Annotated in this window: 28 protein-coding genes and 2 pseudogenes; 22 read left to right on the top strand and 8 right to left on the bottom strand. The window is 40.5% G+C overall.

Features of this window, described 5'->3' with window-relative positions:
- Window positions 1-65 precede the first annotated feature (65 nt).
- Window positions 66-269: a hypothetical protein gene (locus tag F6K63_RS03760; protein ID WP_165691856.1), complete on the bottom strand. Its 204-nt coding sequence runs from the start codon at window positions 267-269 to the stop codon at window positions 66-68.
- Window positions 270-430: 161 nt separating this feature from the next.
- Between F6K63_RS03760 and F6K63_RS03765 the strand changes: the two genes are divergently transcribed.
- Window positions 431-1,156: a hypothetical protein gene (locus F6K63_RS03765; RefSeq protein ID WP_287310854.1), complete on the top strand. Its 726-nt coding sequence runs from the start codon at window positions 431-433 to the stop codon at window positions 1,154-1,156.
- 40 nt (window positions 1,157-1,196) lie between these two features.
- Here F6K63_RS03765 and F6K63_RS03770 read toward each other — a convergent pair whose 3' ends face one another.
- Both F6K63_RS03770 and F6K63_RS03775 read right to left on the bottom strand, forming a co-directional pair.
- On the bottom strand, window positions 1,197-1,505 hold the full coding sequence (locus F6K63_RS03770) for a hypothetical protein (protein ID WP_287310856.1): 309 nt from the start codon (window positions 1,503-1,505) through the stop codon (window positions 1,197-1,199).
- Window positions 1,506-1,735: 230 nt separating this feature from the next.
- Window positions 1,736-2,257: a hypothetical protein gene (locus tag F6K63_RS03775; protein WP_008185148.1), complete on the bottom strand. Its 522-nt coding sequence runs from the start codon at window positions 2,255-2,257 to the stop codon at window positions 1,736-1,738.
- Window positions 2,258-2,388: 131 nt separating this feature from the next.
- Here F6K63_RS03775 and F6K63_RS03780 point away from each other — a divergent pair, with 131 nt between their 5' ends.
- Window positions 2,389-3,003 (top strand): Uma2 family endonuclease, encoded by a 615-nt coding sequence (locus F6K63_RS03780; protein WP_287310857.1) that lies wholly within the window; start codon window positions 2,389-2,391, stop codon window positions 3,001-3,003.
- Between the two features lie 349 nt (window positions 3,004-3,352).
- A pseudogene (locus F6K63_RS37595) lies at window positions 3,353-3,433 on the top strand (Uma2 family endonuclease); the annotation flags it as partial.
- Window positions 3,434-3,456: 23 nt separating this feature from the next.
- Here F6K63_RS37595 and F6K63_RS03785 read toward each other — a convergent pair.
- The 3 genes and pseudogenes from F6K63_RS03785 to F6K63_RS03790 form a co-directional block, all read right to left on the bottom strand.
- Window positions 3,457-3,819 (bottom strand): hypothetical protein, encoded by a 363-nt coding sequence (locus tag F6K63_RS03785; protein ID WP_287310859.1) that lies wholly within the window; start codon window positions 3,817-3,819, stop codon window positions 3,457-3,459.
- Window positions 3,820-3,863: 44 nt separating this feature from the next.
- Window positions 3,864-3,998, bottom strand: a complete 135-nt coding sequence (locus tag F6K63_RS37600) for a hypothetical protein (RefSeq protein ID WP_502708276.1) — start codon at window positions 3,996-3,998, stop codon at window positions 3,864-3,866.
- A 2-nt stretch (window positions 3,999-4,000) separates the two neighbouring features.
- A pseudogene (locus F6K63_RS03790) lies at window positions 4,001-4,122 on the bottom strand (IS4 family transposase); the annotation flags it as partial.
- Window positions 4,123-4,263: 141 nt separating this feature from the next.
- Here F6K63_RS03790 and F6K63_RS03795 point away from each other — a divergent pair.
- From F6K63_RS03795 to F6K63_RS03810, 4 genes are all read left to right on the top strand, one after another.
- A complete protein-coding gene (locus tag F6K63_RS03795; protein ID WP_287310861.1) occupies window positions 4,264-5,202 on the top strand; it encodes a class I SAM-dependent methyltransferase in 939 nt (312 codons plus the stop codon).
- A 145-nt stretch (window positions 5,203-5,347) separates the two neighbouring features.
- Entirely contained in the window at window positions 5,348-6,910 is a 1,563-nt protein-coding gene (locus F6K63_RS03800) for a glycosyltransferase family 39 protein (RefSeq protein ID WP_287310863.1), read from the top strand.
- Window positions 6,911-7,039: 129 nt separating this feature from the next.
- On the top strand, window positions 7,040-8,032 hold the full coding sequence (locus F6K63_RS03805; protein WP_287310865.1) for a glycosyltransferase family 2 protein: 993 nt from the start codon (window positions 7,040-7,042) through the stop codon (window positions 8,030-8,032).
- Window positions 8,033-8,163: 131 nt separating this feature from the next.
- The gene (locus F6K63_RS03810) at window positions 8,164-8,805 is read left to right on the top strand and encodes a TVP38/TMEM64 family protein (RefSeq protein WP_071107471.1); all 642 of its coding nucleotides are present in this window, start codon (window positions 8,164-8,166) and stop codon (window positions 8,803-8,805) included.
- Here the strand turns inward: F6K63_RS03810 and F6K63_RS03815 are convergent.
- Window positions 8,777-9,073 (bottom strand): hypothetical protein, encoded by a 297-nt coding sequence (locus F6K63_RS03815; RefSeq protein WP_287310867.1) that lies wholly within the window; start codon window positions 9,071-9,073, stop codon window positions 8,777-8,779. The genes F6K63_RS03810 and F6K63_RS03815 overlap by 29 nt on opposite strands.
- Window positions 9,074-9,139: 66 nt before the next feature.
- On the opposite strand from F6K63_RS03815, the gene F6K63_RS03820 reads away from it, so the two are divergent.
- The 7 genes from F6K63_RS03820 to F6K63_RS03850 all read left to right on the top strand — a co-directional run bounded on the left by F6K63_RS03820 (window position 9,140) and on the right by F6K63_RS03850 (window position 17,888).
- Window positions 9,140-10,156, top strand: coding sequence for a glycosyltransferase family 2 protein (locus F6K63_RS03820; RefSeq protein ID WP_287310869.1), 1,017 nt, complete (start codon window positions 9,140-9,142; stop codon window positions 10,154-10,156).
- Window positions 10,157-10,381: 225 nt separating this feature from the next.
- On the top strand, window positions 10,382-11,803 hold the full coding sequence (locus F6K63_RS03825; protein ID WP_287310871.1) for an MBOAT family O-acyltransferase: 1,422 nt from the start codon (window positions 10,382-10,384) through the stop codon (window positions 11,801-11,803).
- A gap of 38 nt (window positions 11,804-11,841) precedes the next feature.
- Complete coding sequence (locus F6K63_RS03830) at window positions 11,842-12,915, top strand: hypothetical protein (RefSeq protein WP_287310873.1); 1,074 nt, start codon at window positions 11,842-11,844, stop codon at window positions 12,913-12,915.
- Window positions 12,916-13,271: 356 nt separating this feature from the next.
- Entirely contained in the window at window positions 13,272-14,144 is an 873-nt protein-coding gene (locus tag F6K63_RS03835) for a hypothetical protein (RefSeq protein WP_287310875.1), read from the top strand.
- A gap of 301 nt (window positions 14,145-14,445) precedes the next feature.
- Window positions 14,446-15,288 (top strand): 3-deoxy-8-phosphooctulonate synthase, encoded by an 843-nt coding sequence (gene kdsA, locus F6K63_RS03840; RefSeq protein ID WP_008179263.1) that lies wholly within the window; start codon window positions 14,446-14,448, stop codon window positions 15,286-15,288.
- Entirely contained in the window at window positions 15,285-15,791 is a 507-nt protein-coding gene (locus F6K63_RS03845) for a KdsC family phosphatase (protein ID WP_071107476.1), read from the top strand. The genes kdsA and F6K63_RS03845 overlap by 4 nt, the downstream gene beginning before the upstream one ends.
- An 825-nt stretch (window positions 15,792-16,616) precedes the next feature.
- Window positions 16,617-17,888: a polysialyltransferase family glycosyltransferase gene (locus F6K63_RS03850; protein WP_287310877.1), complete on the top strand. Its 1,272-nt coding sequence runs from the start codon at window positions 16,617-16,619 to the stop codon at window positions 17,886-17,888.
- 133 nt (window positions 17,889-18,021) lie between these two features.
- On the opposite strand, the gene F6K63_RS03855 is transcribed toward F6K63_RS03850, so the two are convergent.
- A complete protein-coding gene (locus F6K63_RS03855) occupies window positions 18,022-18,195 on the bottom strand; it encodes a hypothetical protein (RefSeq protein WP_008179257.1) in 174 nt (57 codons plus the stop codon).
- 26 nt (window positions 18,196-18,221) lie between these two features.
- Here F6K63_RS03855 and F6K63_RS03860 point away from each other — a divergent pair, with 26 nt between their 5' ends.
- The 8 genes from F6K63_RS03860 (at window position 18,222) to F6K63_RS03895 (ending at window position 26,564) form a co-directional block, all read left to right on the top strand.
- Window positions 18,222-19,451, top strand: a complete 1,230-nt coding sequence (locus tag F6K63_RS03860) for a glycosyltransferase family 4 protein (protein WP_287310878.1) — start codon at window positions 18,222-18,224, stop codon at window positions 19,449-19,451.
- Window positions 19,452-19,567: 116 nt separating this feature from the next.
- On the top strand, window positions 19,568-19,693 hold the full coding sequence (locus tag F6K63_RS03865; RefSeq protein ID WP_267871980.1) for a hypothetical protein: 126 nt from the start codon (window positions 19,568-19,570) through the stop codon (window positions 19,691-19,693).
- A gap of 145 nt (window positions 19,694-19,838) precedes the next feature.
- Window positions 19,839-21,050, top strand: coding sequence for a glycosyltransferase (locus tag F6K63_RS03870; protein WP_071107480.1), 1,212 nt, complete (start codon window positions 19,839-19,841; stop codon window positions 21,048-21,050).
- Between the two features lie 50 nt (window positions 21,051-21,100).
- Window positions 21,101-22,003 (top strand): hemolytic protein HlpA-like protein, encoded by a 903-nt coding sequence (locus F6K63_RS03875; protein WP_071107481.1) that lies wholly within the window; start codon window positions 21,101-21,103, stop codon window positions 22,001-22,003.
- A gap of 165 nt (window positions 22,004-22,168) precedes the next feature.
- Window positions 22,169-22,540: a hypothetical protein gene (locus F6K63_RS03880; RefSeq protein WP_071107482.1), complete on the top strand. Its 372-nt coding sequence runs from the start codon at window positions 22,169-22,171 to the stop codon at window positions 22,538-22,540.
- On the top strand, window positions 22,537-23,787 hold the full coding sequence (locus tag F6K63_RS03885; protein WP_071107483.1) for a glycosyltransferase family 4 protein: 1,251 nt from the start codon (window positions 22,537-22,539) through the stop codon (window positions 23,785-23,787). Before F6K63_RS03880 ends, F6K63_RS03885 begins: the two co-directional genes overlap by 4 nt.
- 262 nt (window positions 23,788-24,049) lie before the next feature.
- Entirely contained in the window at window positions 24,050-25,285 is a 1,236-nt protein-coding gene (locus F6K63_RS03890) for an O-antigen ligase family protein (protein ID WP_071107484.1), read from the top strand.
- A 259-nt stretch (window positions 25,286-25,544) separates the two neighbouring features.
- Window positions 25,545-26,564, top strand: a complete 1,020-nt coding sequence (locus tag F6K63_RS03895; RefSeq protein WP_071107485.1) for a glycosyltransferase family 2 protein — start codon at window positions 25,545-25,547, stop codon at window positions 26,562-26,564.
- Window positions 26,565-26,587: the final 23 nt, after the last annotated feature.

A 26,587-nucleotide genomic window follows, 5' to 3' on the forward strand; every position in this document is an offset into this window, starting at 1 on the left:
TGAAGCTTGCAAAGCGCGTTGGTAGGCACTGCCCACCCTACGATTAATGACAATGGTGCAAGATCTCAGTTATACAGATTTTTTGGCGTTGCTGAATCAAGGAATGAATGCGCGATCATCTGGTTTTGGTCAAGCCCCCGTGGGTCCCCCAACTTTGCGGTGCGACCCAAGGGCGATTTACTCGCCCTAGGAGGCGCGCACCGGAAGGGACGCAAGAAAGTCTTGTTCCCCCACCGGTGCGCTTTCCGTCGGCGAATTAAATTCGCCACGGGTCGCACCGCAAAATTGGGGGGCTAGGGGGGCAAAACCATACCCATAATCAGCAACGCCGATTTTTTTACTGTTATCTTTTTACTGTTCCATAAAATCAAAAATGGACATAAACTAGTTGATAAATACTATATCAATACCCGTTGATGGAGCCTTAACTATGAGTAGTCTATCTCAACTTCAAAGCCGAAAACTTGGATTAATCGAATTAATCTCAATGGGGTTTGATGTTTATCTGAAAAATTTGAAGCCTATCCTACTGTTGTTTTGTACAATTTATTTACCTTTGCTGATAATTTTATCAGCTTTGAACCCGGAAAATATAAATAACCCTTCAGGATTGTTTTTAGCATTTTTTGTAGTTGTTTCGATCATTGTCAATTTAGCAAGTTTGATCTATTACATAGCCCTATCGCTGATTACAGAAAATTATATTCATGGAAGAGATACCAGTTATCAGAGTGCAGTCCAAAAAATAGTTTCGAATTTACTTCCTCTAGTTGGGCTATGTTTGAGATTTAGTATTAACTATTTTATCCGATTTATGCTACTTATAATCCCAGGGATAGTTTATGCGGTAAATAATCAATACTATGGGCTGGCTTTTATTCTCCGAGACCAAAGGGGAAAAGATGCTTTCGATTACAGTCGCTCCAGAGTTGAAGGTAATTGGTGGAAAGTATTTTTCTTCATTTTTCTAAGTGGATTGAGTGCTTTATGCTTACAATTTATCTTGAATAGTGTATTAACTAGTCTTCCTTTTATGAAAAATTTTTGGGGTGATTTACTTTCAGTAATTTTACCTCAATTTATCGTCATCGGGATTGCCATTGGTAATATACTTCTATTTCTTAACTTAGATGATCAGAAAAGTTTGGAGAGCTGATTAAAATTGAAGCATTAATAGGCTAGCTCAATCCGGTGACTTAAAACCAAGTTCTGTATTCATCTAAATAACCGTCGTAGTACAATTCTTCTTCTTCAAGGCAATCTGGAGTATCGACAGTCGTCTCTTGTGTTAAGTCTATTCCGTGGTACTCTTCCTCTAGTTTTTTCATCTCTTCAAACAGACCTTGTTTCTTCAGCTTAGATCTTTCTGCAACAAATTTGTTCCATTTTTTACACTTTTTCCTAGCCCGTTCTCCTGGGACGTTTTTACAGTTTACCGGCCTGTAGTCGCTAGGTTCATAAAACTTATGTCCCCCAGGATGTTTTTTCTTTTTTTTCTTACTCATATTAATAGATTTTACTTTTTATGAATTTTTATAATTTTTGGCCGAAAGTCAATTGATTAAGGTTTGATACCAGATTGTTATAAGTCACTAGTTAATCTCTGTCTTATTTTACCTCATAAGTAGGATAAACGTAAGCATATGCTGATAGCTGATAGCTGATAGCTGTTCGCGTAGCGTGTGCGTAGCACATAAGCTGATAGCTTACTCGCTCTTTCATCAGTCCAGACACCCTAAAAGGGTTCACGCTCCCAAGTTGTAGTAATACCCAACGTCTCAAAGGAATTTTCTACCAGAGTTCGGAAATCCTTACTATAGCCACCAAACAGATGAACTCGTGGTTTTCGACCTGGAAAGTAGGGAGCATACAGAAGCACTTTAGTGCCGTCCTTCCAGACTTTAACGTGTTTGACCTCAATTACATAATCATCAGTTAACAAATCAACGTAGCCAACTGGTGACTCCACCTCACGTTCTCCACCTTCTCGTTCTTGAAGGATAGCTTGAATCATCCTTTCATCTTCATAAGACTGACCGGTATATTTTTTCTCGGCAAGAGGTTGTGGAATAGGTTCTCCAGAGGCTTCCATATCTTCGAGCACTTCTGCGACTAAATTAGTAATGCCTTGTAAGGCAGCAAAACCAGATGTGTCAAGGTGAGATAAACTGGGAAATTCTGCACACAATCCTACAAAATCTCCGTCTTCTTTTGACCATTTGATGCTATAAGTGTAGTGTTGGGGATTAACTTTCATTACTCTGCTCCAACTTATCAATAGTTTTTAATACTTGAGGAACTTGATAAACTTTAGCCTTTACACTCTTTACCTTTTGAATATTGAAACAAAGATTTCCTTCCCACAGAGTCTTATAAACAGAGGTCAAGATGATACAAACACCTGCGAGTCCAGAAACCGAAACTCTATTGATTGAGTTGCCTAGGACAATCGGGTTGTACGTCACCCAGGAACAGTTTGCAGCCCTCGCAGCAGCCAACCGCGACTTGAGACTGGAAAGAACGGCACTTGGAGAGTTAATTGTGAACCCACCAACAGGCTGGAAAACTGGAAAGCTAAATTGGAGTATTTCTGGAGAGTTGTATGTGTGGTGGCGTAATGCGGGGGAACCGGGTAAAGCTTTTGATTCTTCCACTGGCTTCATTTTACCTAATGGTGCCACTCGTTCTCCCGATGCCTGTTGGGTGAGCGGAGAACGTTGGCAGGCACTTACTCCAGAACAAAAAGGAACGTTTGCTAATATTTGCCCGGATTTTGTGGTTGAGTTACGGTCTAGCTCAGATCGGGTTCAGTCTCTGGAAGCTAAAATGACCGAGTATATCGACAATGGGGCGAGATTGGGTTGGTTAATCGATCCACAGCAGCGACTGGTGGAAGTTTATCGACCAGGTTTGGCGGTGGAAGTGTTGGAGAATCCAACTGAGTTGTCGGGGGAAGAAGTGTTACCGGGTTTTGTGTTGGATTTGCGTCGGGTGTGGGATTGAAAAGACCTCTTGCATAAGTCTCATAAACCGTGGGTTTTGACAAGGCAATAGGCAATAGGCAATAGGCAAAAGGGATAGATTTTGATTTGATATTTATTTTTGCAAGAGGTCTAAAACTGAAATGCCATCGCCTTTGGCGGGCTCTTCGAGCCATCGCACTATAGTATTTCTATTTGAGTTGTGAACAGAATCTCTTCGGGAAAGGCAAGAGGCATGCATACAAGAGGCAAGAGGTAATCAAGTAGCGATGCAGTGCTTTTTACAATTAATTATCAAACGCTGTATCATTCTCACACTCAATTGAAAAGCGATTGCTTGTTCTCGATTGCTGTATGATGGTGCTATAGGAGAGGTGCGAAACCTTCCCACGGAATTATCTGGTGAGAATCTATTGCCCGGATTTAGGTTGACTTTATCCCGGTATTTGTAAGGCGACAGGAATATAGGTTTTGCTCATTGAGCCTCAGTTTCGTTTAGCTTCAAAAATGCCCTAGCTTTGGCGATTCTAACAATATTCTCTAAATATTGATAATGTTGCCAGAGCTGTTCTTCCGCTGGAGTCAAACCTACTGTCCGATTTTTCTCTTTGAGGATAGATAACTGAGATTGTAAGGCTTCTGAGGGGCGTAGAGCAATAATAGCTGATTCTGTAGGGAGGCTTGCCAAAAATTCCAAGACTTCAGCCAGACCAGAAAAACCTTCTTGAGGAATAGCATTAAATTCTCGCAATCCTAAGGCTAGGATTTGAGGTAGCTGATCACAAAAGGGTTGAAGCTGAGTGACCACTTCATCAGGTAGATCAAAGGTAACTTGCATGGGCTTTTCTTTCTGGGATTGTTATGCCGTTAAATCCATTTTAGTTATTCAATCATCGATTTAGGACTCTTTGAAATCCTGTAAAGTTCAGCTTTTAAGGCAGTCTGAATTGGCACCGGCACTAAATAGTCTCCGCTTTCCGGGGGTGAGGGATTGGGGATGTCGAGTTGGTGATCAATTCCTGGGGGGGCGACATGAGAGCTAAAAAGTAGACTGTATAAGCTTCATAGCTCTCATACCTCGTAAATAATGATCGAGCTTATGACGACTTAAATGCATCAAATTTTCAACTAATCCCCAACATTTATTTGGTATAATTCTGGTATCATTCTAACTTGATAGGTCGTCTTGACAATTTCTGACCTATCTTTTTTTACCATAATTCGCTCAATTTAATATATATCAAGGTTTACGGGGCGCTTGTCGCCCCCCCAGCTAGTAATCATGAAATTAGACATAGCATCACATATTCCTTTATCCTTTGACGATATCGTTAATGAAATTACTAAATTTACAGATTTATCGGAGCAAGAAGTTAGACACAGAGTATGGATGGAAGGTATGAATCTGGGCTGGAATGTCCTACAGGATATACCTGTCTTCCAGGTAACACCCCACCACTATGACGAACATATGGAGCAACTCTACCGCGAGAGCTACGGATTTATCTTTGAAACCCTTGTTTTCTGGATAAACCCTGCTCGACAAAAATGGACTGAGTCAGCACTAAACCGAATCAGCTTATACACTGAAAAGTGGGGATTAGATCCTAAGCAAATCAAAATTCTCATGCTAGGTGACGGTAGCGGTAATGATTCTATTTCTTTAGTTAAAAATGGCTTCAATGTTAATTATTTTGATTTCCCAGGTAGCAAAACCTTCGACTTTACTACAAAACGGTTTGCTAATTATGGTTTATTAGATGAATCTATAACTCTTATAAGTGATTACAACCAATGTCTATCTAGTAAATATGACGTAGTCTTATCCTTTGAAGTGCTAGAGCATCTGAGTGATCCATTTGCTGCTATTGGAGATATACACTCCATGCTAAAACCAAATGGCATTGCACTGATCACCGAGGCATTTAGAAAGGTGAATCCTAATCTACCTACCCATCTAGCAGCAAATGCTAAATATGATGGGCTGACACCATTTATGTTTCTAAAGCAAGGCATGTTGTTGTCTTGGTATGATCGCAAAATGGGGGGGAAACCCATGGAATTTTTAAGATTAAACAATAATGTATCATTTATAACTAAACTTCTCAAGTTTATGGATCTGATCAAAGACAAAACCATCAGAGCAGGCTATTTCAAGGCGATCAGGCGAAATTACCAGAATGCTGTCAAGCATTCTATCAAAAAATGTATAGGTAAATAGGTTTTAATAAAGTATTTTTATACCTGTATACCTGTATATAGGTATAACATAAACCACAGTTAAATCTAGTTCATAATGATACTATAATATAAAAAATATCAACTAGTTTTTATTAAAAAAAATAATATATGATGAGATATGTTATATGAATAAAATCATCAAAACCAGGTTGATACTTCCACCAAATTGGTTAAAATTACTGATTATATGTTTATTGATATTAGGGGTATTTTTTAGATTTTGTAATCTTGAAACAAGAGCTTATTGGCATGATGAGACTTACACCTTACTAAGAATTTCTGGTTATACGGTACCGGAGGTAATTCAACAAGTATTTACGGGTCACATAATTGGAGTTGAAGAACTAAGACAGTATCAAAGTGTTAATCATGAAAAAACAATTTTTGACACTCTCAATGGGCTGGTAACAGAAGATCAACATCATCCGCCCATCTACTTTTTAATAGCACGGTTTTGGTTTCAGTGGTTAGGGGATTCTGTAAGCATCAACAGAAGCTTACCTGTCTTAATCAGCCTGTTGGCACTCCCTTGTATCTACTGGCTTTGTCTGGAACTTTTTAAGTCCTATTTGACAGCATGGATAGCGATGGGATTAGTAGCTATCTCTCCTTTCCATGTGTACTATGCACAAGAAATACGGGAGTACGGTTTGTGGGCAGTTACGACTTTACTAATGAGCGTGTCACTGCTGCGGGCAATGAGGTTAGGAACAAAATCTGCATGGGTGATTTATACAGTAACTACAATACTATCGCTCTATTCTGCTGTATTTTCTGTCTTTGTCTTATTTGGTCATGGAATTTACGTGGCTGTCAATGAGGGATTTCGGCTAAGTCAGAAAGCTGTTGCTTACTTATTAACATCATTTGTTTCAGTTGTGGCGTTCTCGCCCTGGCTTCTGGTGATTTTGACCCATCTGGACAAACTAAAGGAAGTAACAGCCTGGATGGATATGTCACTGCCAGTAAACACTTTAGTAAAAAGTTGGATTTTCAATCTTCAATCCGTCTTTTTTAAAACCCAATTTTGGCTTCCAGAATCTCTGAAAACCTTGCTAGCCTTTGCTATGGCAATTCTAGTGGGGTACTCAATTTATGTTCTGTGCCGACACACCCCCAAGCAAATATGGCTATTTGTTGTCACCTTAATCATACCAATTTCACTGAGTCTAGCTCTTCCAGATTTAGTGTCTGGTGGAATACGTTCAACTAACGCTCGTTATTTCGTTCCGTCTTACTTAGGATGCCAACTCGCCGTTGCTTACTTTCTTTCTACTCAGTTCACTTCCACGAAAATAAAATTTTTGCAGCGGAAGCATTTGCGAATAATTACCATAACAATCATGGCAGCAGGAGTTTTGTCTGGTGCTATTCAATCAGTGAGACCTAGTCGCAGTGATAATCAAAAAATCGCGGAGATTATTAATCGAGCAAATATGCCATTAGTAGTTAGCGGTGAAGCCTCCAAAAATGGCGGTGGTACCTTTGGTGACATCATGGAATTGAGTCATTTACTAGATCCCAAGGTCAAACTTCAGCTAGTTATCGAGCCTAACCAACCTACTATTCCTGAGGAATTCCAGGATGTTTTTTTATATAAGACGCCAGAATTATTTAAGCATAAAATTGAGCAAAAATACAGGATAACTTCTGCCTATAAAAAACAAATATTTTTATTAAAAAAATAAAATAACTTCCAATAATATTGATATTTTTTTTATAAAATATATTTAATATATATCCGTTATTTATGTGAAATATCAACAAAATAAACGATAATTGTATTGTTATACAATGGCGATTATAGGTTGCTTGTTATGTTCTCTAACTCAGAAGACGATATCGAAATTTCCGTTGTGATTCCTCTTTATAATGAAGAGTCCAACATTGATTACCTGTTTGAACGCCTTACGATAGGGCTAGACAATCTCAACATCAACTATGAGATTGTTTGTATCAACGATGGCAGCAAGGATAACACGCTAAAGTTACTGCTCCAGCACCATTACTCAAATCCTGTAATTAAGGTTATCAATCTATCTCGTAATTTTGGTAAAGAGGCTGCTCTAAGTGCTGGTATCGATTTTGCTAGTGGTGCAGCCATTATACCAATTGATGCAGATCTCCAAGATCCGCCTGAAATCATGGGGGAGATGATTAACAAATGGCGTGAGGGCTACGATGTTGTTTATGCAACACGCCGTTCTCGTCAGGGAGACACTTGGGCTAAGCGTTTTACTGCCAATCTTTTCTACCGAGTTATTGGTCAAATAAGCCATGTGCAAATTCCCTCCAATACTGGAGATTTTCGTTTGCTTGATCGGCGTGTAGTTGATGCTGTCAAGCAAATGCCAGAACGAACCCGTTTTATGAAAGGGATATTTGCTTGGGTTGGTTTTAAGCAAACTTCTATACTCTACGATCGCCCTCCACGTTATGATGGAATCACTAAGTGGAACTATTGGCGACTTTGGAATTTTGCCATTGATGGTATTACATCATTTAGTCTCCTGCCTTTAAAGGTTTGGAGTTATGTCGGTCTCATCCTTTCTATAGCTGGATTCCTCTATGCTGCTTTCCTAATAGTTCGTACGTTACTGTTTGGGATTGATCTTCCTGGCTACGCCTCATTAATGGTAGTCATACTTTTTTTAGGAGGAGTGCAATTGCTGACACTAGGTATAATTGGTGAATACATTGGTCGCATCTTTGAAGAATCGAAACAAAGACCGATTTATCTAGTTCGTGAACTCTACGGTTTACCAAAAACATATTCACTAAATGAGAAAGTTATTTCCTCAAAAAAATAATATAAAAATAGGTTATAATTACGGTATTATATATGATTAAATTTAATTTAATTTACTATTACGGTAGATAAAAATAACTTTTTATCGGAGATAAATGTAATGACTGATTGGATAATTAGGAGCGTTATTTGATGCTCAACTATAAGCGGTTTGTTGTCTTGCTCACATTTGTTTGTCTCTTTGCAACTGCTTTAGTGATGCATTTACTTGGAGGCATTGAGCCAGAGCAACTTCAGTCTTGGCTGAGACAGGCTGGGATCTGGGCACCAGTGATCTATATCATCTTTTATGTTGTAGCGACTGTGTTAATACTCCCTTCAACAGCACTTAATTTAACTGGAGGAGCCATCTTTGGTCCGTGGTTAGGTACACTCTGGACTAGTGTTGCTGCGGTAATTGCCGCAGTGGTATCCTTCGCTTATACCCGCACTGTCGGGCGTAAGCTAGTGGTTGAGAAGCTAGCTAAAAGTTGGCGGGCGATGGACACTGAAGTGCGTCGCGGAGGGGTGTTATACATATTTGCGATTCGACTACTGCCAATCATTCCCTATGGTTTAGTCAATTTTGCTGCTGGTCTCACCTCAGTTAGCTTCAAGGACTATTTTCTGGGTACGGTTCTAGGCATCATTCCGGGTGTTTTCCCTTTTGTGTTAATAGGTAGCTCTGGTTTAAAGGCACTGAGAACAGGAGACATACTGCCACTGATTGCAGCATTAGGGTTGACAGGAGTTTTAGTCATGGGAGCTACCTGGTACCGAAGTCACCGAACCTAATCTTAAAAATTTGGTTGACAGCTCTAGCTTTAATTGATGGTACCTGTATATAGCAACTATCATACTCATCAGGTACAAATCTCTGGGTTTTAGGGAGCAGGGAGCAGGTAATAGGCAATAGGCAATAGGCAATAGGCAATAGGAACCCACCCCTAACCCCTCCCAGGAGGGGAAGGCAATAGGCAATAGGCAATAGGCAATAGGCAATAGGCAATAGGCAATAGGCAATAGGCAATAGGCAATAGGTAAAAAATAATGTGTACCTCATAGCTATGATAAACGCTATATTATGTCAGATTATTTAACAATAATTTTTTTATACATTTAAAAAAATATGAAACTATCGGTTTTAATTAACAACTATAACTATCAGCATTATGTTAGTGATGCTATCGATAGTGTGCTCCAACAATCATTTCCCGTAGATGAGATTATTGTTGTCGATGATAAATCAACAGATAAATCTGCCAAAATCTTAAAAGAAAAATTTTCAGATCACGAAAAAGTCAAGCTGGTATTGAAAAATAAAAATGAGGGGCAGCTTTCAAGTTTTAATGCGGGATTTATTGCTTCTTGTGGAGAGATTATCTGTTTTCTTGATGCCGATGACCTTTATAAAGAAAATTACATTGCAGAAGTAGTAAAATTTTACCAAGAGCACCCAGAGTGTGATTTTCTGTTTTGTAGCGCTGAGGTATTTGGAAATGAAGAACGAATCGCCAGTTGCTACAACAATACAAGAGATTTGGGCTATTCCAGAATCGCCACTCTCTATAAAAAAGCATGGGTAGGTCATCGAACTTCGACAGTTTCGATGCGTAGACATGTACTCGAGAAGTTCCTACCGCTTCCCCAGCAAGAAGATTGGCGCATTCGTGCAGATGACTGCTTAGTTTTCGGAGCTTCAATAGTAGGAGCTAGAAAATTTTATCTAGCCAAACCTCTGGTAAGGTATAGAGCCCATGGTAACAACAATCACTATGGGCAGAAGCAAAAAAGAACGCCGGAATACCTAGATAAATATAAACAGGCTGTAGATCACTTGTTAGGATTCTTAGCCGAAAAGATGAGCTATCCAAGTAACCTATATGAACAGGCCCATATCGAATTTAGGACAATTCCGAAACCGAATGAACAAGAATTTAACATCTACGAATCTATTATTGATAAATCTGAGCTTCTTGTCTTGAATAAGCTTTCCAGATTTTTGTCTATTTACATCCACTTTATCAGCAGAGGCGGATTCCTATCCCTAGTCAGGATAAAATTACTTTGGCTAAGGAACAAGATCCAACAATTTGCACTGAGGTTATATAGACTCCCTCAATCCAAGACCAATACCACTGCCTAAATCAGTGGAGTTCAGTTAAACCTGGAGTACCGCTCCGAATTAGAGAACCGTGAACAAAGGGACTTGCCTGTAAAAAAAATATCAATTAAAACTATCAATTAAAGTAGAGTGGGCAAAGTAATCTAATCTAGAATACTCAAAAGAAGCCAACTTTTTTTGCCCACCCTACAAGCTGGAGTACCGATCATAATGAGAGAACCATGAACAAATTTAGGAAACTCCAAGATGTTATTTAACTCATTTATTTTTGTCCTTTTATTCATCATTGTCTACACGCTTTACCTGTTTTTAAATAGGAACTATAAAGCCCAGAACATTCTGCTGCTGATTGCTAGCTATGTGTTCTACGGATGGTGGGATTGGCGGTTTCTCTCGCTCCTAGCTCTCTCCACGGTTGTTGATTTTACAGTAGGAAAACAGCTCCAAGACATCAAAGAAGAGCGAAAACGAAAACTACTCCTGTGTATCTCTTTAATTTTTAATCTTTCCCTACTGGGTTTATTCAAATATTTTAACTTTTTCGCAGAAAGTTTCAGCAGTTTGCTTAAACTTGTTGGACTCCAGGTTGACTGGGTTACCTTAACTATCCTGCTGCCTGTAGGGATTTCTTTCTACACTTTCCAAACGATGAGTTACACCATCGACATCTACCGAGGAAAGTTGAAGCCGATTAGTAATTTCCTGGATTTTGCACTTTTTGTTTCCTTTTTTCCCCAGTTGGTGGCAGGCCCGATCGAACGAGCAACTACGCTAATACCCCAAATCATATTACCACGTAATCTCAATATAGAACAAATTAATGCTGGGATATTACTAATTATTTGGGGGTATTTTAAAAAGGTAGTCATTGCTGATAATATGGCGACTATCGCCAATCCAATATTCAATAACTACACCCAATATCAGGGGTTGGATGTCCTGATCGGTATTCTGGCTTTTACCGTGCAAATCTACGGAGATTTCTCTGGTTACTCTGACATTGCGCGAGGAATTTCCAAGCTGATGGGCTTTGAGTTGATGGTGAATTTCAAGCTACCCTATTTTGCTCTCAATCCCAGTGATTTTTGGTTACGATGGCATATTTCTCTATCTACTTGGTTACGAGATTATCTTTATATTCCCTTAGGTGGTAACCGCCAGGGGAGTTTAAACACCTACCGTAACTTATTTTTAACAATGCTTCTGGGCGGTCTTTGGCATGGAGCTGCCTGGAACTTTGTGATCTGGGGTGCATTTCACGGGCTGATTCTGATCATCTACCGCATCTTTGATAAGAATCCAGAACATCAAGATCCTTGGAGCGGTAAGTATTCCTATCTAAGGATCTTGGGCAAAATGTTGTTGATGTTTATCCTGACTAACATTGGCTGGGTAATCTTCCGTTCCAGTTCAGCCGATCAAATCTATTACATGCTTACCAGAGTGGGGGTGGGTAGATCAGATCAGAGTTTACTCTTGGGATATGACTTAGTGTTTTTCTGCTTGCCATTGGTCATAGTTCAGATCTATCAGTATGTGACCCGTGACCTGCTTATCCTAACAAAGCTAAACTATTGGTGTCGGGTTCCGGTCTACAGTTTCTTGATTATCTGGATTTGTGTTTTCGGTGTTCGCACATCTGGAGAATTCATCTATTTCCAATTCTGATTTTGATTAATGACGAGAGTAAAGAGTTAAGGAAAAACATGGCACAACGCGCCAATCAACAGCTACCAGAAGAAATTATTGGCTCAGCCAACCGTCGAGGAGTCTTGCTATCTCTATTGGGAACTTTGATACTTGTTATTTTGTGCAATTTTGCAGCTAAATGGTATCTGAATGACCATCGACCTAATCGAGGCTATTGGTTGGTCAAGGAAAAATGGGAAATGTTACTGGGCTTGAAGCAACCTGTTGACTGGCTCATCCTAGGAGATTCCAGTTGTAACCAGGGGGTAGTTCCAAGTATTCTCAACGAGAGACTCGATGTTACCTCAATCAATCTCTGCACTATCGGCAACATGTTGAGCCTCAACGATGCCTGGATGCTAGAAAAATATATACAGCAATCTGGAGCTCCAAAAAATGTTCTGATCGTGCATGTCTACGATGTTTGGCATCGCGGAATTAACTTTCCGTTACTAGCGAGAGTTCCTTTGAGTTGGGGATACTGGCAGGAGCTTGAACCACCACTAAAGATTCGTTTACGCGGTCCGGGTATTTTATTTATCGAGCGATATTTTCCCCTCTATTCTGAAAACAAGAGTCTTTCGTTATGGTTCAGGTTTCCTCTGGATACGTTCAAGGAAGTCAGAAGCTACAATATAGAAGAAGATGGGTTCATGGTTTGGGAAAAACCCAACCCTAGTTATGTAGAAGCACAGAAGGAGTCGCATATCAATTTTGCCAGAAACAATCAATTTAATCTTTCGCCCTACAACCGTCAAGCTTTGGAACGAATAGTGGCACTGGCGGAAGAGTATGGTTTTAATGTTTACTTAGCCAACAGCCCAATGTATGAAGGTCTTTATGAGCATGAGGATTTTCAAGCCTATTTTAATCAACTTCAAGAAACTCTCGGTGCCTATGCTGCCAAGAGTGAACGAGTACACTACATTTTCCGAGAGCCAATGACCTTTCCCAAGGAGCAGATGGAAAATGCCGATCATCTGGTTTACTCTGCTGCCAAGGTCTACACTAATGAACTTGTGTCAGAAATTCTGTCCTTACAGTCGCAAACCACAACAAGTAATCATGATAAGATAAACGTTGTTGAGTAATTTAAGTAGTCGGACACAATTAAATTTATAGCGCTACGGGCAGGCAAGAGGCAATAGGCAAGCTATAGCAGAAGTCAGAAGTCAGAAGTCAGAAGTCAGAAGTCAAACTCTTGCGCTTACTTAGGTTTGAGACTTTTGTCATGTCCTAACTGCCCTGGCGACTGCTATAGCAATAGGCAAGAGGCAATAGGCAAGCTAGCAATAGGCAAGAGGCAATAGGCAAGCTAGCAATAGAGAATGCCGATCGCTATTGACATTATTTTTTGGTCATAACTCCCAAACTAGTCTATAAAAAAATTGTAATTATAGTGTAATTATTCAGATAATATAACATTTTTATCTTGGAGGATACATTTGTGTCTATACCTATCATCACTCTTCACCGGGGAAATTCTCTTCACTTACTCTATAGTTTAGCTCAAGCTAAACAAACTAATCCTAAATCGGACATTTTTTTAATTGGAGATGAGAGTAACCAGTGGATTAATTTCGTGAATCATGAAAATATCAAAGATTATTATAGTAGTGCTAAAAAATTTGAAGATGTGTATGGGGATAATCACCTGAGTCGGAATAATTATAGTTATGAGTTATTTTGTTTTCAGAGATGGTTAATTCTCAAAGATTTTATGATAAAAAATAAATTAAAAAAATGTGTCCATATAGATTCTGATTTGATGATTTATACTAACCTTTCAGAAGAGCAAGTAAAATTTGAAGCTTTTGATTTTACTTTATCTAAAAAAGGGTCTGGACACAACTCGTTTATTAAACTTAAGGGATTAGAAGACTTTTGTGAACTTTTAATGCATTTCTACACAACTTCATCAACCCTAGAAATCCTAAGATCATTATTGGCAGAGAAGCGGAATAATGGTGAGACCAGGGGTGGTATATGTGATATGACTTTACTGAATCAGTACTATCAGAGAAATGCTGATAAAATTGGCTTGACATCTGATATTATTAATGATTCCGTCTATGATGCTAATGTAAATATTTCAGACGGATTTGAAATGTGTAATGGAATGAAAAAAATTTATTGGATAGATAGTCATCCATTTTGTAGACATGTGGAGTATGGAAAGGAAATAAAATTTAATTCTATCCATTTTCAAGGTCATGCTAAAAAGTACATAAATGAGTTTTATCGTGGGGATAAAAAACTGATTTTATATAATCAATTTTATCGAAAAATGAAAGCAGGATTGACCAAGATTATTAATTAGATATAGCGGTTTATATCCTAATGAGGTACACAGGATTTTTTCCCTGTTCCCTGTTCCCTCCAGGGACTCTGTACCTCACCAAATTGAAAAGCGCTATATATACTTATTAATATCAATCATATCTATAGCGTTTTTCTAGATAAAAAAATATCACATACATCTTGTAACCTTTATATTACAATAATTGTGATATTTTTAATTCAACCGATAATACCCTACAACTGTTACTGGACATGAGATAAATTATTGATAATATAAACCTCCAAGCTTCTGTCTTGAGAAACCAACAGTCCTAAAACTCATGAATAATACCCAAATCACTGATACCCTCTCTATTGGCGATCGCTGCCCACTCACCCTGATTGGTGGTCCCTGTGTCATTGAATCGGAAGACTTTACCTTAAAAATGGCAGAGGAGATCCGCAAAGTATGCGATCGCTTGAATATTCCTTTGATCTTCAAGTCTTCCTTTGACAAAGCCAATCGAACTTCAATAAACTCCTTTCGGGGACAAACTCTAGACAGAGGTCTAGAAATTCTCCAGAAGGTCAAACAGAAGGTGGGTGTGCCAGTGCTTACCGATATCCACGGAAGTCACCAAGCTGCAACTGTTGCTGAAGTAGTCGATGTCCTGCAAATCCCAGCTTTTCTGTGTCGCCAAACTGACTTACTAATCGCTGCGGCTGCTACAGGTAAGGCAATTAACGTCAAAAAAGGTCAGTTTCTTGCCCCTTGGGATATGAAGCATGTGGTCAGCAAACTGGAAGCTGGGGGAGCCAAGAATATTTTACTCACTGAGCGGGGTACTAGTTTTGGTTACAATACCCTAGTGGTAGACTTTCGCTCCCTCCCTCAGATGCGCGAGTTAGGTTATCCTGTGGTTTTTGATGCCACTCATAGCGTCCAGATGCCAGGAGGAAAGGGAGATAAGTCTGGTGGACAGCGACACTTTGTTCCCTATTTGGCCAGAGCTGCGGCTGCGGTTGGCATTGATGCTCTGTTCATGGAAATTCATGAAAATCCTGACATCGCCCCTAGTGATGGTCCGAATATGGTACCCTTGGCCGAACTGGAAAATGTGCTAAAGGGAATTCTGAATGTTCGTGCGGGTTTGGACACTACAACTGGGGTAAATTTGCCATGAACAAAATCCCTGAAGCTGAATTACAAGCACGTTTATCCCAGGTCAAACTGCTAGCCCTAGATGTGGATGGTGTCATGACCGATGGCGGACTTTACTACACAGAAAGCGGTGAAGAACTCAGAAAGTTTAATGTCAAGGATGGCATGGGAATCAAGCTACTGCAACAGACTGGAATTGAGGTAGCTGTTATTACCAATAGCAGTTGTAGGGCAACCCGACATCGAGTCCAAAAGCTAGGAATCAAGTACAGTTTTTTTGCGGTTGAAGATAAGTTAGCTGTCCTCAAAGAACTCTGTGAACAGTTGAGTTTATCTCTTGCCCAAGTCGCCTATGTTGGTGATGATATCATTGATTTACCAGTTCTGGAAGCTGTAGGATGTCCCTTAACTGTTGCTGATGCGATGCCAGAAAACCGAGACTGTGCTGTGTATGTTACCAGATTAGCAGGTGGGCAAGGAGGGGTTCGAGAAATATGTGAGCTCTTGATGAAAGTACAGGTTTAAGGTAAGCATTTAGCTATAAGCTACAAGCTATCAGCGGTCAGCGGTCAGCGGTCAGCCGTCAGGGGTCAGCCGTCAGGGGTCAGCCATTCGCGAAGCGTGGCTAAGGCTCACGCTTCGCGAATGGCTGACGTAACAGAGATTAAACCAATGCTTATATCAAGTCCGGTTAAATACCCATCATAAAAGTGTGGGGAGGGTGGGAAGGGTGGGGCGGGGGCGCGGGGAGATGGGAACCCACCCCTAACCCCTCCCAGGAGGGGAAGATGGGGAGATGGGGGAGATTTTTATAAAGGGTAATTATCCGGAGATCATATTACTTGTTGTCTTGATGCAAAGCGCGAGTGGGGGAAACCCCCAAGACCGTAATGGTGCGTTTGACCCGTAATTAAATTCGCCACGGGTCGCACCTCTGCATCGCTTATTTAAAAGCTGAGAGCTGAGAGCTGATACGCGACACGCTGATAGCTGAATGCTTACGCCCCTGCAGCTGATAACTTAAACTCTACAGCTGAACCAAAAGCTCAGTTTATGCCCACTGGAAGTATAGAATACTATCCCGATTCAAAAAATAACTTCTGAAAGGGTTAGTAGGCAATGCTTCTCAAGTAGAAGTCTCGGATGATACCAAATCGGCGTTAAAAACCCCCTTTATAGTTTAGTCCTTGAGGTGCGGACGAAAGTTTGTGGACACGCGACTTCGTCCTCGTCTGGGCTAAAGGGGGGTTATCAAAGCTGATTGGCTATGACTGTGCAAGCCTTCAGCTTGGGAGGGTTAAGACTTTTGTCTGTTAACCAGGAGCAATGCTGAATATTCCCATAAACAAAATGACTAATCCTAAACTTGTTAAACGCATCATTACCTGTCAAGGCAGCATTCAACTAGTGACTGCCTTATCAGTCCTTAGTTACAGAGAAAAAGAGCAAAAAGACCTTAATATTAAATACGAAGACTACCTTGTTATTTATCATCTCTATTCTCCCCCAGGGCAAATTGATGAATTTGCCGCCTTTATCAAAACTATAGCAGAGTTAGTGGGTGAGTGGCATAAAATTGTGTACATCACCCCTGAACAGCTCAGTGATATTGAGAGTCGATTAGACTATTCCAGCCCATCAAAAATTTTCCGGATGGTCCATGAAATGGTTGGCACTAATAGGGCTGATGAAATTTACCTGTGCCGGAATTGGATGTTTGGAAATAAGCTAATTATTAATATTTACAAATCTGCCCTAAAAATTTGTTACGGTGATAGTATTGGCTTTTATTTTTCGGTAACGTCAAAAGCTTTTTTTTCAGAGCCTCAAGAAAAAAAGCATAATTTGATTAACTATTTTAAATCAAAACATAAATCTTTATTAAGTAGACTTAAGACGATTTTAAGACTAAAAACGTCCCTAAAACCTAGACTAAAATTTGATATCGGTTATTTTGTATTGCCTGACGTTTTTGGGGAATCACCTCCCATGAAAACTGTCACCTTAAATAAGGTGTGGCTTCTCGAAACTTTTCAAAAGCTGGGGGGTTTGGTAAACCCAGAATACATTCTCCAGTTTCGCAAGAACATTGCTGAGTCTCCCGTCTCAATCCTACTCACTTCAAATTTGTCTGAGGCGGGTAGAATGTCTCTGGAGAATGAAATCGCTGCTTACCGTGAATTCCTGATCTGTGAAGGTATAGAGCCAAACACAGTACTGGTGGTAAAACCCCATCCTAGAGATGACAATGTCAAACTCCAGAAGTTGGAGTATGCCCTATCTGACTTGTTTGATAAAATAATAGTTTTATCAGAACCAGACCTCTTTTTTCTGCCATTTGAGGTATTTTTTTCCGAAGCTTTCCTCCCCCTAGATTCAAGCCGAAATAATCAACCCAGGGTGTTTGCCGTCAGTACAGCTTGTCTGTCCCTAAAGCTACTGTTTAATGTTCCAAGTATTGTTGGCTTTGGCGACCAGATTACTACCAAGCTTTTCTATGAAAATTATGCAGCTGGTAGGTTGGAACACGAGGGGGAGTTAAGAGCAGCAATCAACAAAGTTGAAGTACCTGCAATCATTACCAATGGATTATCTGGCGTTGCTGAATTAAGTAATGGATAGGAGTAGAGTGGGCATCCTGCCCGCAAGGGCAAGATATCGAACGGGCAAGATGCCCATTCTACAGGTGCGACCCAAGGCCGCGAGCAATCCCTCGCGGCCTTGGAGGCGCGCACCTACTCTTAAAATCATTCTATTATTCAGCAACGTCGATTATCTTAATCTCGGCTGCAGATTTATCGCTTTGTTCGCTATTCCACTTAAGCTGTTCAGCATTTAGATTGGGATACCTAAATTCCTCAAAGGTAACGGGGAACAGGGAACAGAGAACGGGAAATAACCAATTTAAATGCACATTAGCTTCTAGCATTTATCAAAAGTACCTCACCGAGCACCATGAAAGTCCTACATATCAATCAGTCTGATATTTCTGGGGGAGCCGCGATCGCAGGCTACCGACTCCATCAAGGTTTGCTGGGTCAAGGCGCAGACTCACGCTTGTTAGTCTGGAGGCTCAAAACTAGTAGTGATCGCGTAGATTCTGCTCCCCGTTTACCGATTCTAGATAAACTAACTGACCCGATTACCCAACAACTAGGACTCTACTATATTAATAAACTGGGCACCTTTAATATTCCTAAGCACAGCTTTTACAAAAACGCCGATGTCCTCAATTTTCATGTCCTTCATGGTGCCAGTAGTGGATACTTTAACTATCTAGCAATCCCTTCATTAACTAAACGTAAACCTGCTGTGTTTACCTTCCATGATATGTGGAGCTTTACGGGACATTGTGCCTATAGCTATGACTGCGATCGCTGGAAACGTGGTTGTGGCAAGTGTCCCGATCTAGATACCTACCCAGCTATTCCAAAAGATAACACTCATATAGAGTGGAAGCTAAAAAACTGGGCTTATAGTCACTCAAACTTAACAATTGTCACTCCCAGTCGCTGGCTTTGTGAGCAAGCTAAGCAAAGTATGCTCAACCGCTTTGGGATTCATCATATTCCATATGGTATTAATACCGAAGTCTATCAGCCTCTCGAATCCAAACAGTGCAAATCTCTACTCGGCATTCCCACGTCCAAAAAAGTTCTGATGTTTGCAGCAACAAACTTAGCAGAGAACCGCAAGGGCGGCGATTTGCTATTGAAAGCGTTGCAAAGTCTACCCCAGTCCCTCAAGGCTGAAAGTGTAGTGCTAACGTTTGGTAGTGGTGGCGAAACAATTGCTGAGACTGTTGGCATACCAGCATTGAATCTTGGTTATGCCAGCAATGATCGCTTTAAAGCCATTGCCTATTCTGCTGCTGATTTGTTTCTTTTCCCCACCCGTGCGGACAATCTTCCCTTGGTGCTGCAAGAGAGTATGGCTTGTGGTACACCCATGGTGTCTTTCAAAATCGGTGGCGTTCCCGATTTAGTACGTCCTGGTATTACTGGTTATTTAGCTCAACCAGAGGATACTCAAGATTTCTGTAATGGCATTGTGCAGCTACTGGAAGACAAACATCTACGGGAAACCATGGCACAACAGTGTCGTGCTATTGCCTTGGAAGAATACTCACTCGAACTGCAAGCCCAGCGATATATCGAGCTATATCATCAGGTGTTACAAAACTAGAATGCGATCGCATCCGTCAACAGGGGTGCATCTCATATAGCGCTACGCTTAGCGTCAGAAGTCAGAACTCAGAACTCAGAAGTCAGCTTAGACTTACGTTTCGGAGTTTAGGAGCGATGCAAAGGTGCGACCCGTGGCGAATTAAATTCGCCACGGGTCGCACCGCTCCCTACTCCCTACTCCCTACTCCCTACTCCCTACTCCCTACTCCCTTTGCTATATCAATTTCATGTGGTGGGTGATTAAATGTGAGCAATATTTTTTGAAATTAGTATTAGAGAGAGCATATCAATAAATCTGGAAAAGGAAAATTCTGGTAGCCAGTATTTATATCAGTATGTATTGTTAGCTGGTCGTGAGATGTAACTATTTGAAGAGGTTATAACCTTGAAAACCATTGCTCTGATTGAGGAAAATTGGAATGGGCACCGTCCAATATACCTCAAGGTTTTCACCAAAACTTTGCTTGAGCTTGGTCATCAAGTGATAGCCTTCTGCCCAGAACCATCAGAATTGAGTGAATGGGTTGCCTTTAACTGCTCTAAGTATCAAGAGCAATTCCAGGTTTTTGAATGTCAAACACCAGAGCCTAGCTCATTTCCGATCAATGGAATTCGCGCAGCCCTGAATGCAGTAAAACGTTGGTGCTACGCCAAAGTTAGCATTCAGCATGCTTCATCGAAGATTAGTAAAGTACCCGATCTAGTGTTTTTTCCCTGGGTTGATAGTTGCTTAGCACCTTACCTGCTACACCATGTAGTAGACAGGATTTTCCCTTACCGTTGGTCTGGTCTCTATTTTCACCCTCGTCATTTGAGGCTTAAACAAAAGTTTTGGTCTATCAATAGAGGTCCTCTAAAACCTCATGCTGTTTTAAAGTCTTCTCATTGCCCAGCTATTGCTGTTCTCGACGAAGGGATTGCTAACAAATTACAAAGCAAAATCAATGGTAAAAATGTAATTACTTTTCCCGATTTTGCCGACGAGTCAGCCCCAGACTGGAATTGGTCAATCGTGAAACAAATTCAAGCCCAAGCCGATGGCAAAAAAATAATTGGATTACTAGGGGTACAATCCAAGCGCAAAGGAGTTCTGACACTTTTAGAAGTTGCTAAGCAGATGGTGAAAGAAGACTATTTTTTTGTCTTCGCTGGTCAGTTATCCAAGCAGACCTACACTTCCCAGGAGCAAGCCAGACTCCAGACTCTTCTTAACTTAAAGTTACCTAACTGCTTTTTTTATTTTGAGCGTATTCCTGATGAAGCAAAATTCAACGCTTTAGTTAGTACTTGCGATATCTTATTTGCTGCCTATAATAACTTCCCCCACAGTAGCAATATCCTGACTAAAGCAGCAGTCTTTGAAAAACCTGTGATTGTGAGCAGCAACTTTTGTATGGCAGAGAGAGTTCGCAAATTTAAATTGGGTTTAAGTATCAATGAGGGGGATGTGCTGCAATGTATTTATGCTATCGGTCGCCTCTGTAGTCAACTGGAAAAATATAACCAAGAAGTGCAACCGGATTTTCAGGGTTATAGACGTCTTCACTCTACTGATCAGCTCATAGAGAAACTTCAGACTATTTTAAATAGTATTTAACAGGTCGCTATTGAAAACTAATAATTTCTAGATTAATTCTATAGATCGAGATGAAAACTCCAGTTGCGTTCATAATCTTCAAACGACCAGATACTACTGAGAGAGTATTTGAGGTAATTCGCCAAGCCAAACCTCCCAAACTTTTAGTCATTGCTGATGGACCTCGTGCCGATCGACCAGGTGAAGCAGAAAAGTGTGCTGCAGCTCGTGCAATTATTGAGCGCGTCGATTGGGATTGTGAGGTTTTGGAAAACTACTCTGATGTAAACATGGGCTGCTGTCAGCGAGTGTCAAGTGGCATAGACTGGGTTTTTAACACCGTTGAAGAAGCAATTATTCTTGAAGATGATTGTCTTCCACATCCCGATTTTTTCCCATTTTGTGAAAATCTGTTAGAGAGATATCGAGACGATGAGCGAATCATGCTCATTAGTGGGACTAACTTTCTAGGTCAATGGAAGTCTGATATTCAGAGTTATCATTTCTCATATTATACTGCAACTTGGGGTTGGGCTTCTTGGCGAAGGGCATGGAACTATTATGATATTAATATGAGTCTTTGGTCAAATCCTGAGATCAAAAATCGGATCAGGGATGTCTTGGCAAATAAAGAGCATTACAAAGCACTTAAAAAATCTATTGAATATACACTAAACGGTAAGTATGATGCTTGGGATTACCGATGGACTTTTGCAATACTTGCCCAGTCTGGATTATCAGTTGTTCCTGCTGTAAATCTGATTTCAAATATTGGTTTTGGTGAAGATGCAACTCATACATTTTCCCCCGATAACGAACGAGCAAAAATTAAAACATTAAGTCTTAAATATCCGATAAAATATAACAAATTTACAGCTGTAGATAGAGATTTTGATAACAGTTATTATCAAAAGTTTCTTAAACGCTCTAAAATTAAAAAAATCAAAAAAATCTTAAAGTATTTTATAAAATAGGCAAGATCAGGGAGCAGGTCAAAGTTGCAGAACAGATGAACTATATACTATATACTATATACTATCAGAGGAAGCTCAAACACATGAGGGGGCTATAGCTTTAGTACAAATGTTCTACATAAGTGACATGCTCGCTCTCGTATCGGTAGCAATGCCGATCTATTTTTGGATAAAAACTCTGAAAAACAATCATTGATAGAGCGACTAGCCTCTAAGGATGCCTATTGGTTTTACAAAACGTTTAGAACGTTTAATCTCAGAAATAATATTGCCAAATATCTAATGACTCTGATCCCAGGCAATGAAGCACGACGGGCATTTGAAGTAGGGTTGTTTCGGAATTCAGGTGAAATTCATTATTGGATGTATGACCGCTTTTCTTTACGACGACTGCTTGAGCGCTCAAGATTTGTGGAGGTGCGCATTTGTAGTGCTGATTCAAGGCGTATTCAAGATTTTAATAGCTACGGTCTAGATATGGTTAATGGCAAAATGCGTAAACCTGATTCACTGTTCATGGAAGGTATTAAACCATGAAGACTCTAATTGTTAGTAGTTTCGATATATCTGGTGGAGCTGCTCGTGCTGCCTATCGATTACATCAGGGCTTGCAAAGCATTAATTTAGATTCCCAAATCCTAGTGCAGGAAAAATTTAGTCATGATCAAACAGTAATTGGACCGACAATCAAGTTGAAAGAGGGCCTAGCCAGGATGAGATGGACGTTTGGCGCTTTACCTCAAAAGCTTTACCCTCAACGGGAAGATACGACGTTTACTACCCAGTGGCTTCCCGATGCAGTTGTCCCTAAAGTTGCCCAACTTCAGCCGGATATTATTAATCTCCATTGGATTTGTGCTGGCTATGTGCAAATTGAAACCATTGCGAAACTAAAGCGACCGATTGTTTGGACTCTTCATGATATGTGGCCATTCACAGGGGGATGTCACTACAATCACGATTGCGATCGCTATACAGCCTCCTGTGGTGCTTGTCCTCAACTTCACAGCAGCAAAGACTGGGATTTATCCCGTTGGGTATGGCAGCGCAAAGCCAAGGCTTGGAGAAATCTTGACCTGACGGTTGTCGCCCTTAGCTCATGGTTAGCCAAATGTGCCAGTGCCAGTTCCCTTTTCCAGGATCTGCGCATTGAGCTAATTCCCAATGGGATTGATACTCAAAAATACAGACCCATCCATCAGCAGGTAGCGCGAGAATTACTTAGTTTGCCCCAGGATAAGCAACTTATTCTGTTTGGAGCAGTAAATGCCACTAGTGACAAACGAAAAGGGTTTGAATTGTTACAACCAGCGCTGCAAGAGCTGAGCCAATCCGGGTGGCGAGATCAACTAGAGTTGGTTATTTTTGGTGACTCTCAGCCAGACAATCCACCTGAGTTTGGTTTTAAGACTCACTACTTAGGTACATTGAGCGATGATCTCTCCCTAGCACTAGTCTATGCAGCAGCAGATGTATTTGTTGCCCCTTCCCTTCAAGATAACTTGCCAAACACAGTGATGGAAGCGATCGCCTGTGGAACTCCTTGCGTCGCCTTCAACATTGGCGGGATGCCCGATCTGATTGAGCACCAGAAAAACGGCTATTTAGCCCAACCTTACAAAATTGAGGCTCTGGCTCAAGGAATTGCTTGGGTGCTGGAGAACACAGAGCGACATCAAAAACTATCCTACCGCGCCCGCGAGAAGGTAGAAAAAGAATTTACCTTAGAAATTCAAGCAAGACGCTACTTATCTCTTTTTAATGAAATTTTATCGGGGGTATAATTATAGCAGTTCTCAGGACGAGTGAGGGACATTACTTATCCCTTTAAGGCAATAGGCAATAGGCATGCTAGCAATAGTAAAGAGGGTTTTAAGCGATGCAGCGCGGTCTTGGGGGTTCCCCCCACTCGCTATTGCATCAAGACAGGGAATCAGTGTCAAAGAAGACTGTACCTCATAACTGCGAGCAACGCTATATAACTAATATGAGAGATATTATTTCTGAGATAACTAGGGCTATAAAAGTCGTATTAATAGATAGTTTATGGTGAATTTAAAAAGGTTATCGCCTAATCAATTAATAACTTTTTTTTTGCTAAAGTTAGAACCTTTTATGATTGGCATCTGCTTATTTTCTGGCATGTTTCTTGACATACCAGGCTCTCTACTTACGCTTTTAAAACTTGCTAGCTATCTAATCTTGTTTTTTTTACTTATTTGGCGATGGAAAAGAGTTGCATATGTTTTTACAAAGGATATACCTTTACTATGCTTAGTGGGGACTGCTGTGTGGTCGATTGCATGGTCTGCCGTTCCCGGTATTCCAGCATTACTTAGAGCCGTCTTACGTGCAACTGCCCTCGGAGGATACTTAGCAGCTCGCTATAACCCTAAGGAGCAAATGCGTCTTCTGGCATGGGTGCTAGGCATAGTGGCGATTCTAAGCTTATTAGTCACTCTAGGTAATGGCTTCGGGGGAGCTCCCGCTCAGGGTATCCTTAGGCATAAAAATCATTTGGCTCGTCTGATGTCCCTAAATGCCATAATGTCTTTATTGACCGCTCTCAACCACTGGAAATATCGCTGGCTAGGGTGGGCTGGATTTAGCTTGTCTGTTTTGATGCTCCTGCTTTCTCAAGGAAAATCAGCGTTGGTAATCTTTTTAGTTATGATTACCCTCCTGCCCCTTCAAAAGTTTGTAAAACAGCACTATAAGTTACAAACTTTTCTTTACATGGTCTCAGCTCTCCTGGCTTTTGTTGGATCTATATTAATTTTAGGGAACCTGGAATTCATAGTAGTTGATACTCTAGGCAAAGATCTTGAATTTAACGGGCGTTTACCTATTTGGACTTTGGTATTTGAGAGAATTTTAGAACGACCTTGGTTAGGTTACGGTTTTGAGGGATTCTGGTCTTCCGACGCCGGTTACTCTGTAATCAACTCTACATGGCTTGCCCATGGAGGATATGGTCATTCTCATAGTGGTTATCTTGAGTTAGCTCTGCAACTTGGATTTTTAGGTGTTTTACTTTTTGTCCTTAGTTTCTTGACGGCATTCTTTAGGATAATTAAATTACTAAGCTTAAGGAAAAAAAACGAATTTTTCTGGATGTTTCTCTACCTAATATTTTTCAGTATTGCTAACTTTAGCCTAGAACCATCAATTCTTGTCGAGGACATATTGTGGACTCTATACGTATCAACCGCTCTTTCAGCAGCTGTTTACCAGAGTCGAATTGTCAAGAATCGCCACTTAATGAAAGCTGCCCAAGTCTGATCTAGCATTTTTAGTTGAGATGTGAAACTAGATTTGATGGGTAAAGGGAACAGGGAGTAGGGAGCAGGGAGTAGGGAGCAGGGAGTAGGGAGTAGGGGAAATAAAATTGACTGTACCTCATAAGTACGAGAAACGCTATCTACTAACTAAGTATTAAGTTTAATGAGATAATTTAAAATGCTATATCATTAAACTTATCCTGATAATTAAAAGTTTATTTTATTAATTTATTTCATTAATTTAAACGGGATAGTAAGCCATGAAAAATTCAGAGCAAAGTACCATTTGTGAACAAGAAGCCCCTCACTTAGCCAAACTTCCGACCATTTCGATAGTTGTTCCTAACTATAATAGCGGAGCAACTATCGGTGCAACGTTGCAAAGCTTAATCGATCAGAACTATCCCAAGCTGGAAATCATTGTAGTGGATGGCGGCTCCACTGACAACAGTGTGGAGGTAATTAAGCAGTTTGAACCATACATTACCTGGTGGGTTAGTGAGAAGGACAATGGTCAATCTAATGCCATTAATAAAGGTTTTGCTAAGTGTAATGGTGATATCGTTAATTGGCTGTGCAGTGACGACCTCCTAGCACCAGATGCCTTGCACACAGTGGGCAAATACTTTGCCGAGTCACCTGATATTGATGTCCTAGTTGGTCGCAGCCAAATTGAATATAGGACTGAAAATTTAGGTCAACCACTCAAGGGAGCTAATTTTTGGATGAGCCTGTTTGGGCGAGTCTTGCCCTTAGGATTAGGCTCACGACCTATGATCAAGGATGCAGAAAACCAGATCTACATCAAAGCTCCTACACTCAAACAAATTGACTTAATCGCTGTTGCTTGTCCAATTCACCAACCTAGCTGCTTTTATCGGCGCAAGCTGCTTGATCGACCTCAACCTTTAAATGAAAGTTATGAGTACACCATGGATATTGAGCTATTTAATTATTTCTACTCCTGTGGTGTGCGCTGGCGCGTTATCGACGAGGTGCTAAGCATTGCTCCAGTAAGTGGTGATAATAAAACCAGCATTGCTGGTGTAAAAGCCACTTATGAATTAGAGCAGATCTACAAAACTTACACCAAAGAATGGATCCCTCTAACCTATTGGCATAGACGACTACGTTATCCCTTGGAGCGTTTTCTCAAACGTCATCGTGGCGGTATTTGGTTATACATAGTCGGACCAGTATGGGTTGCACTCACACTACTATTAGCCCCATTTTATGGTGTTGAAAAAGTTTGGGCACTCAGGTGGACAAAGTGGATTTGATTACCTATTTAACTACCTATTTA

This window comes from Moorena sp. SIO1G6, assembly GCF_010672795.1.
Taxonomy (GTDB): Bacteria; Cyanobacteriota; Cyanobacteriia; order Cyanobacteriales; family Coleofasciculaceae; genus Moorena; species Moorena producens.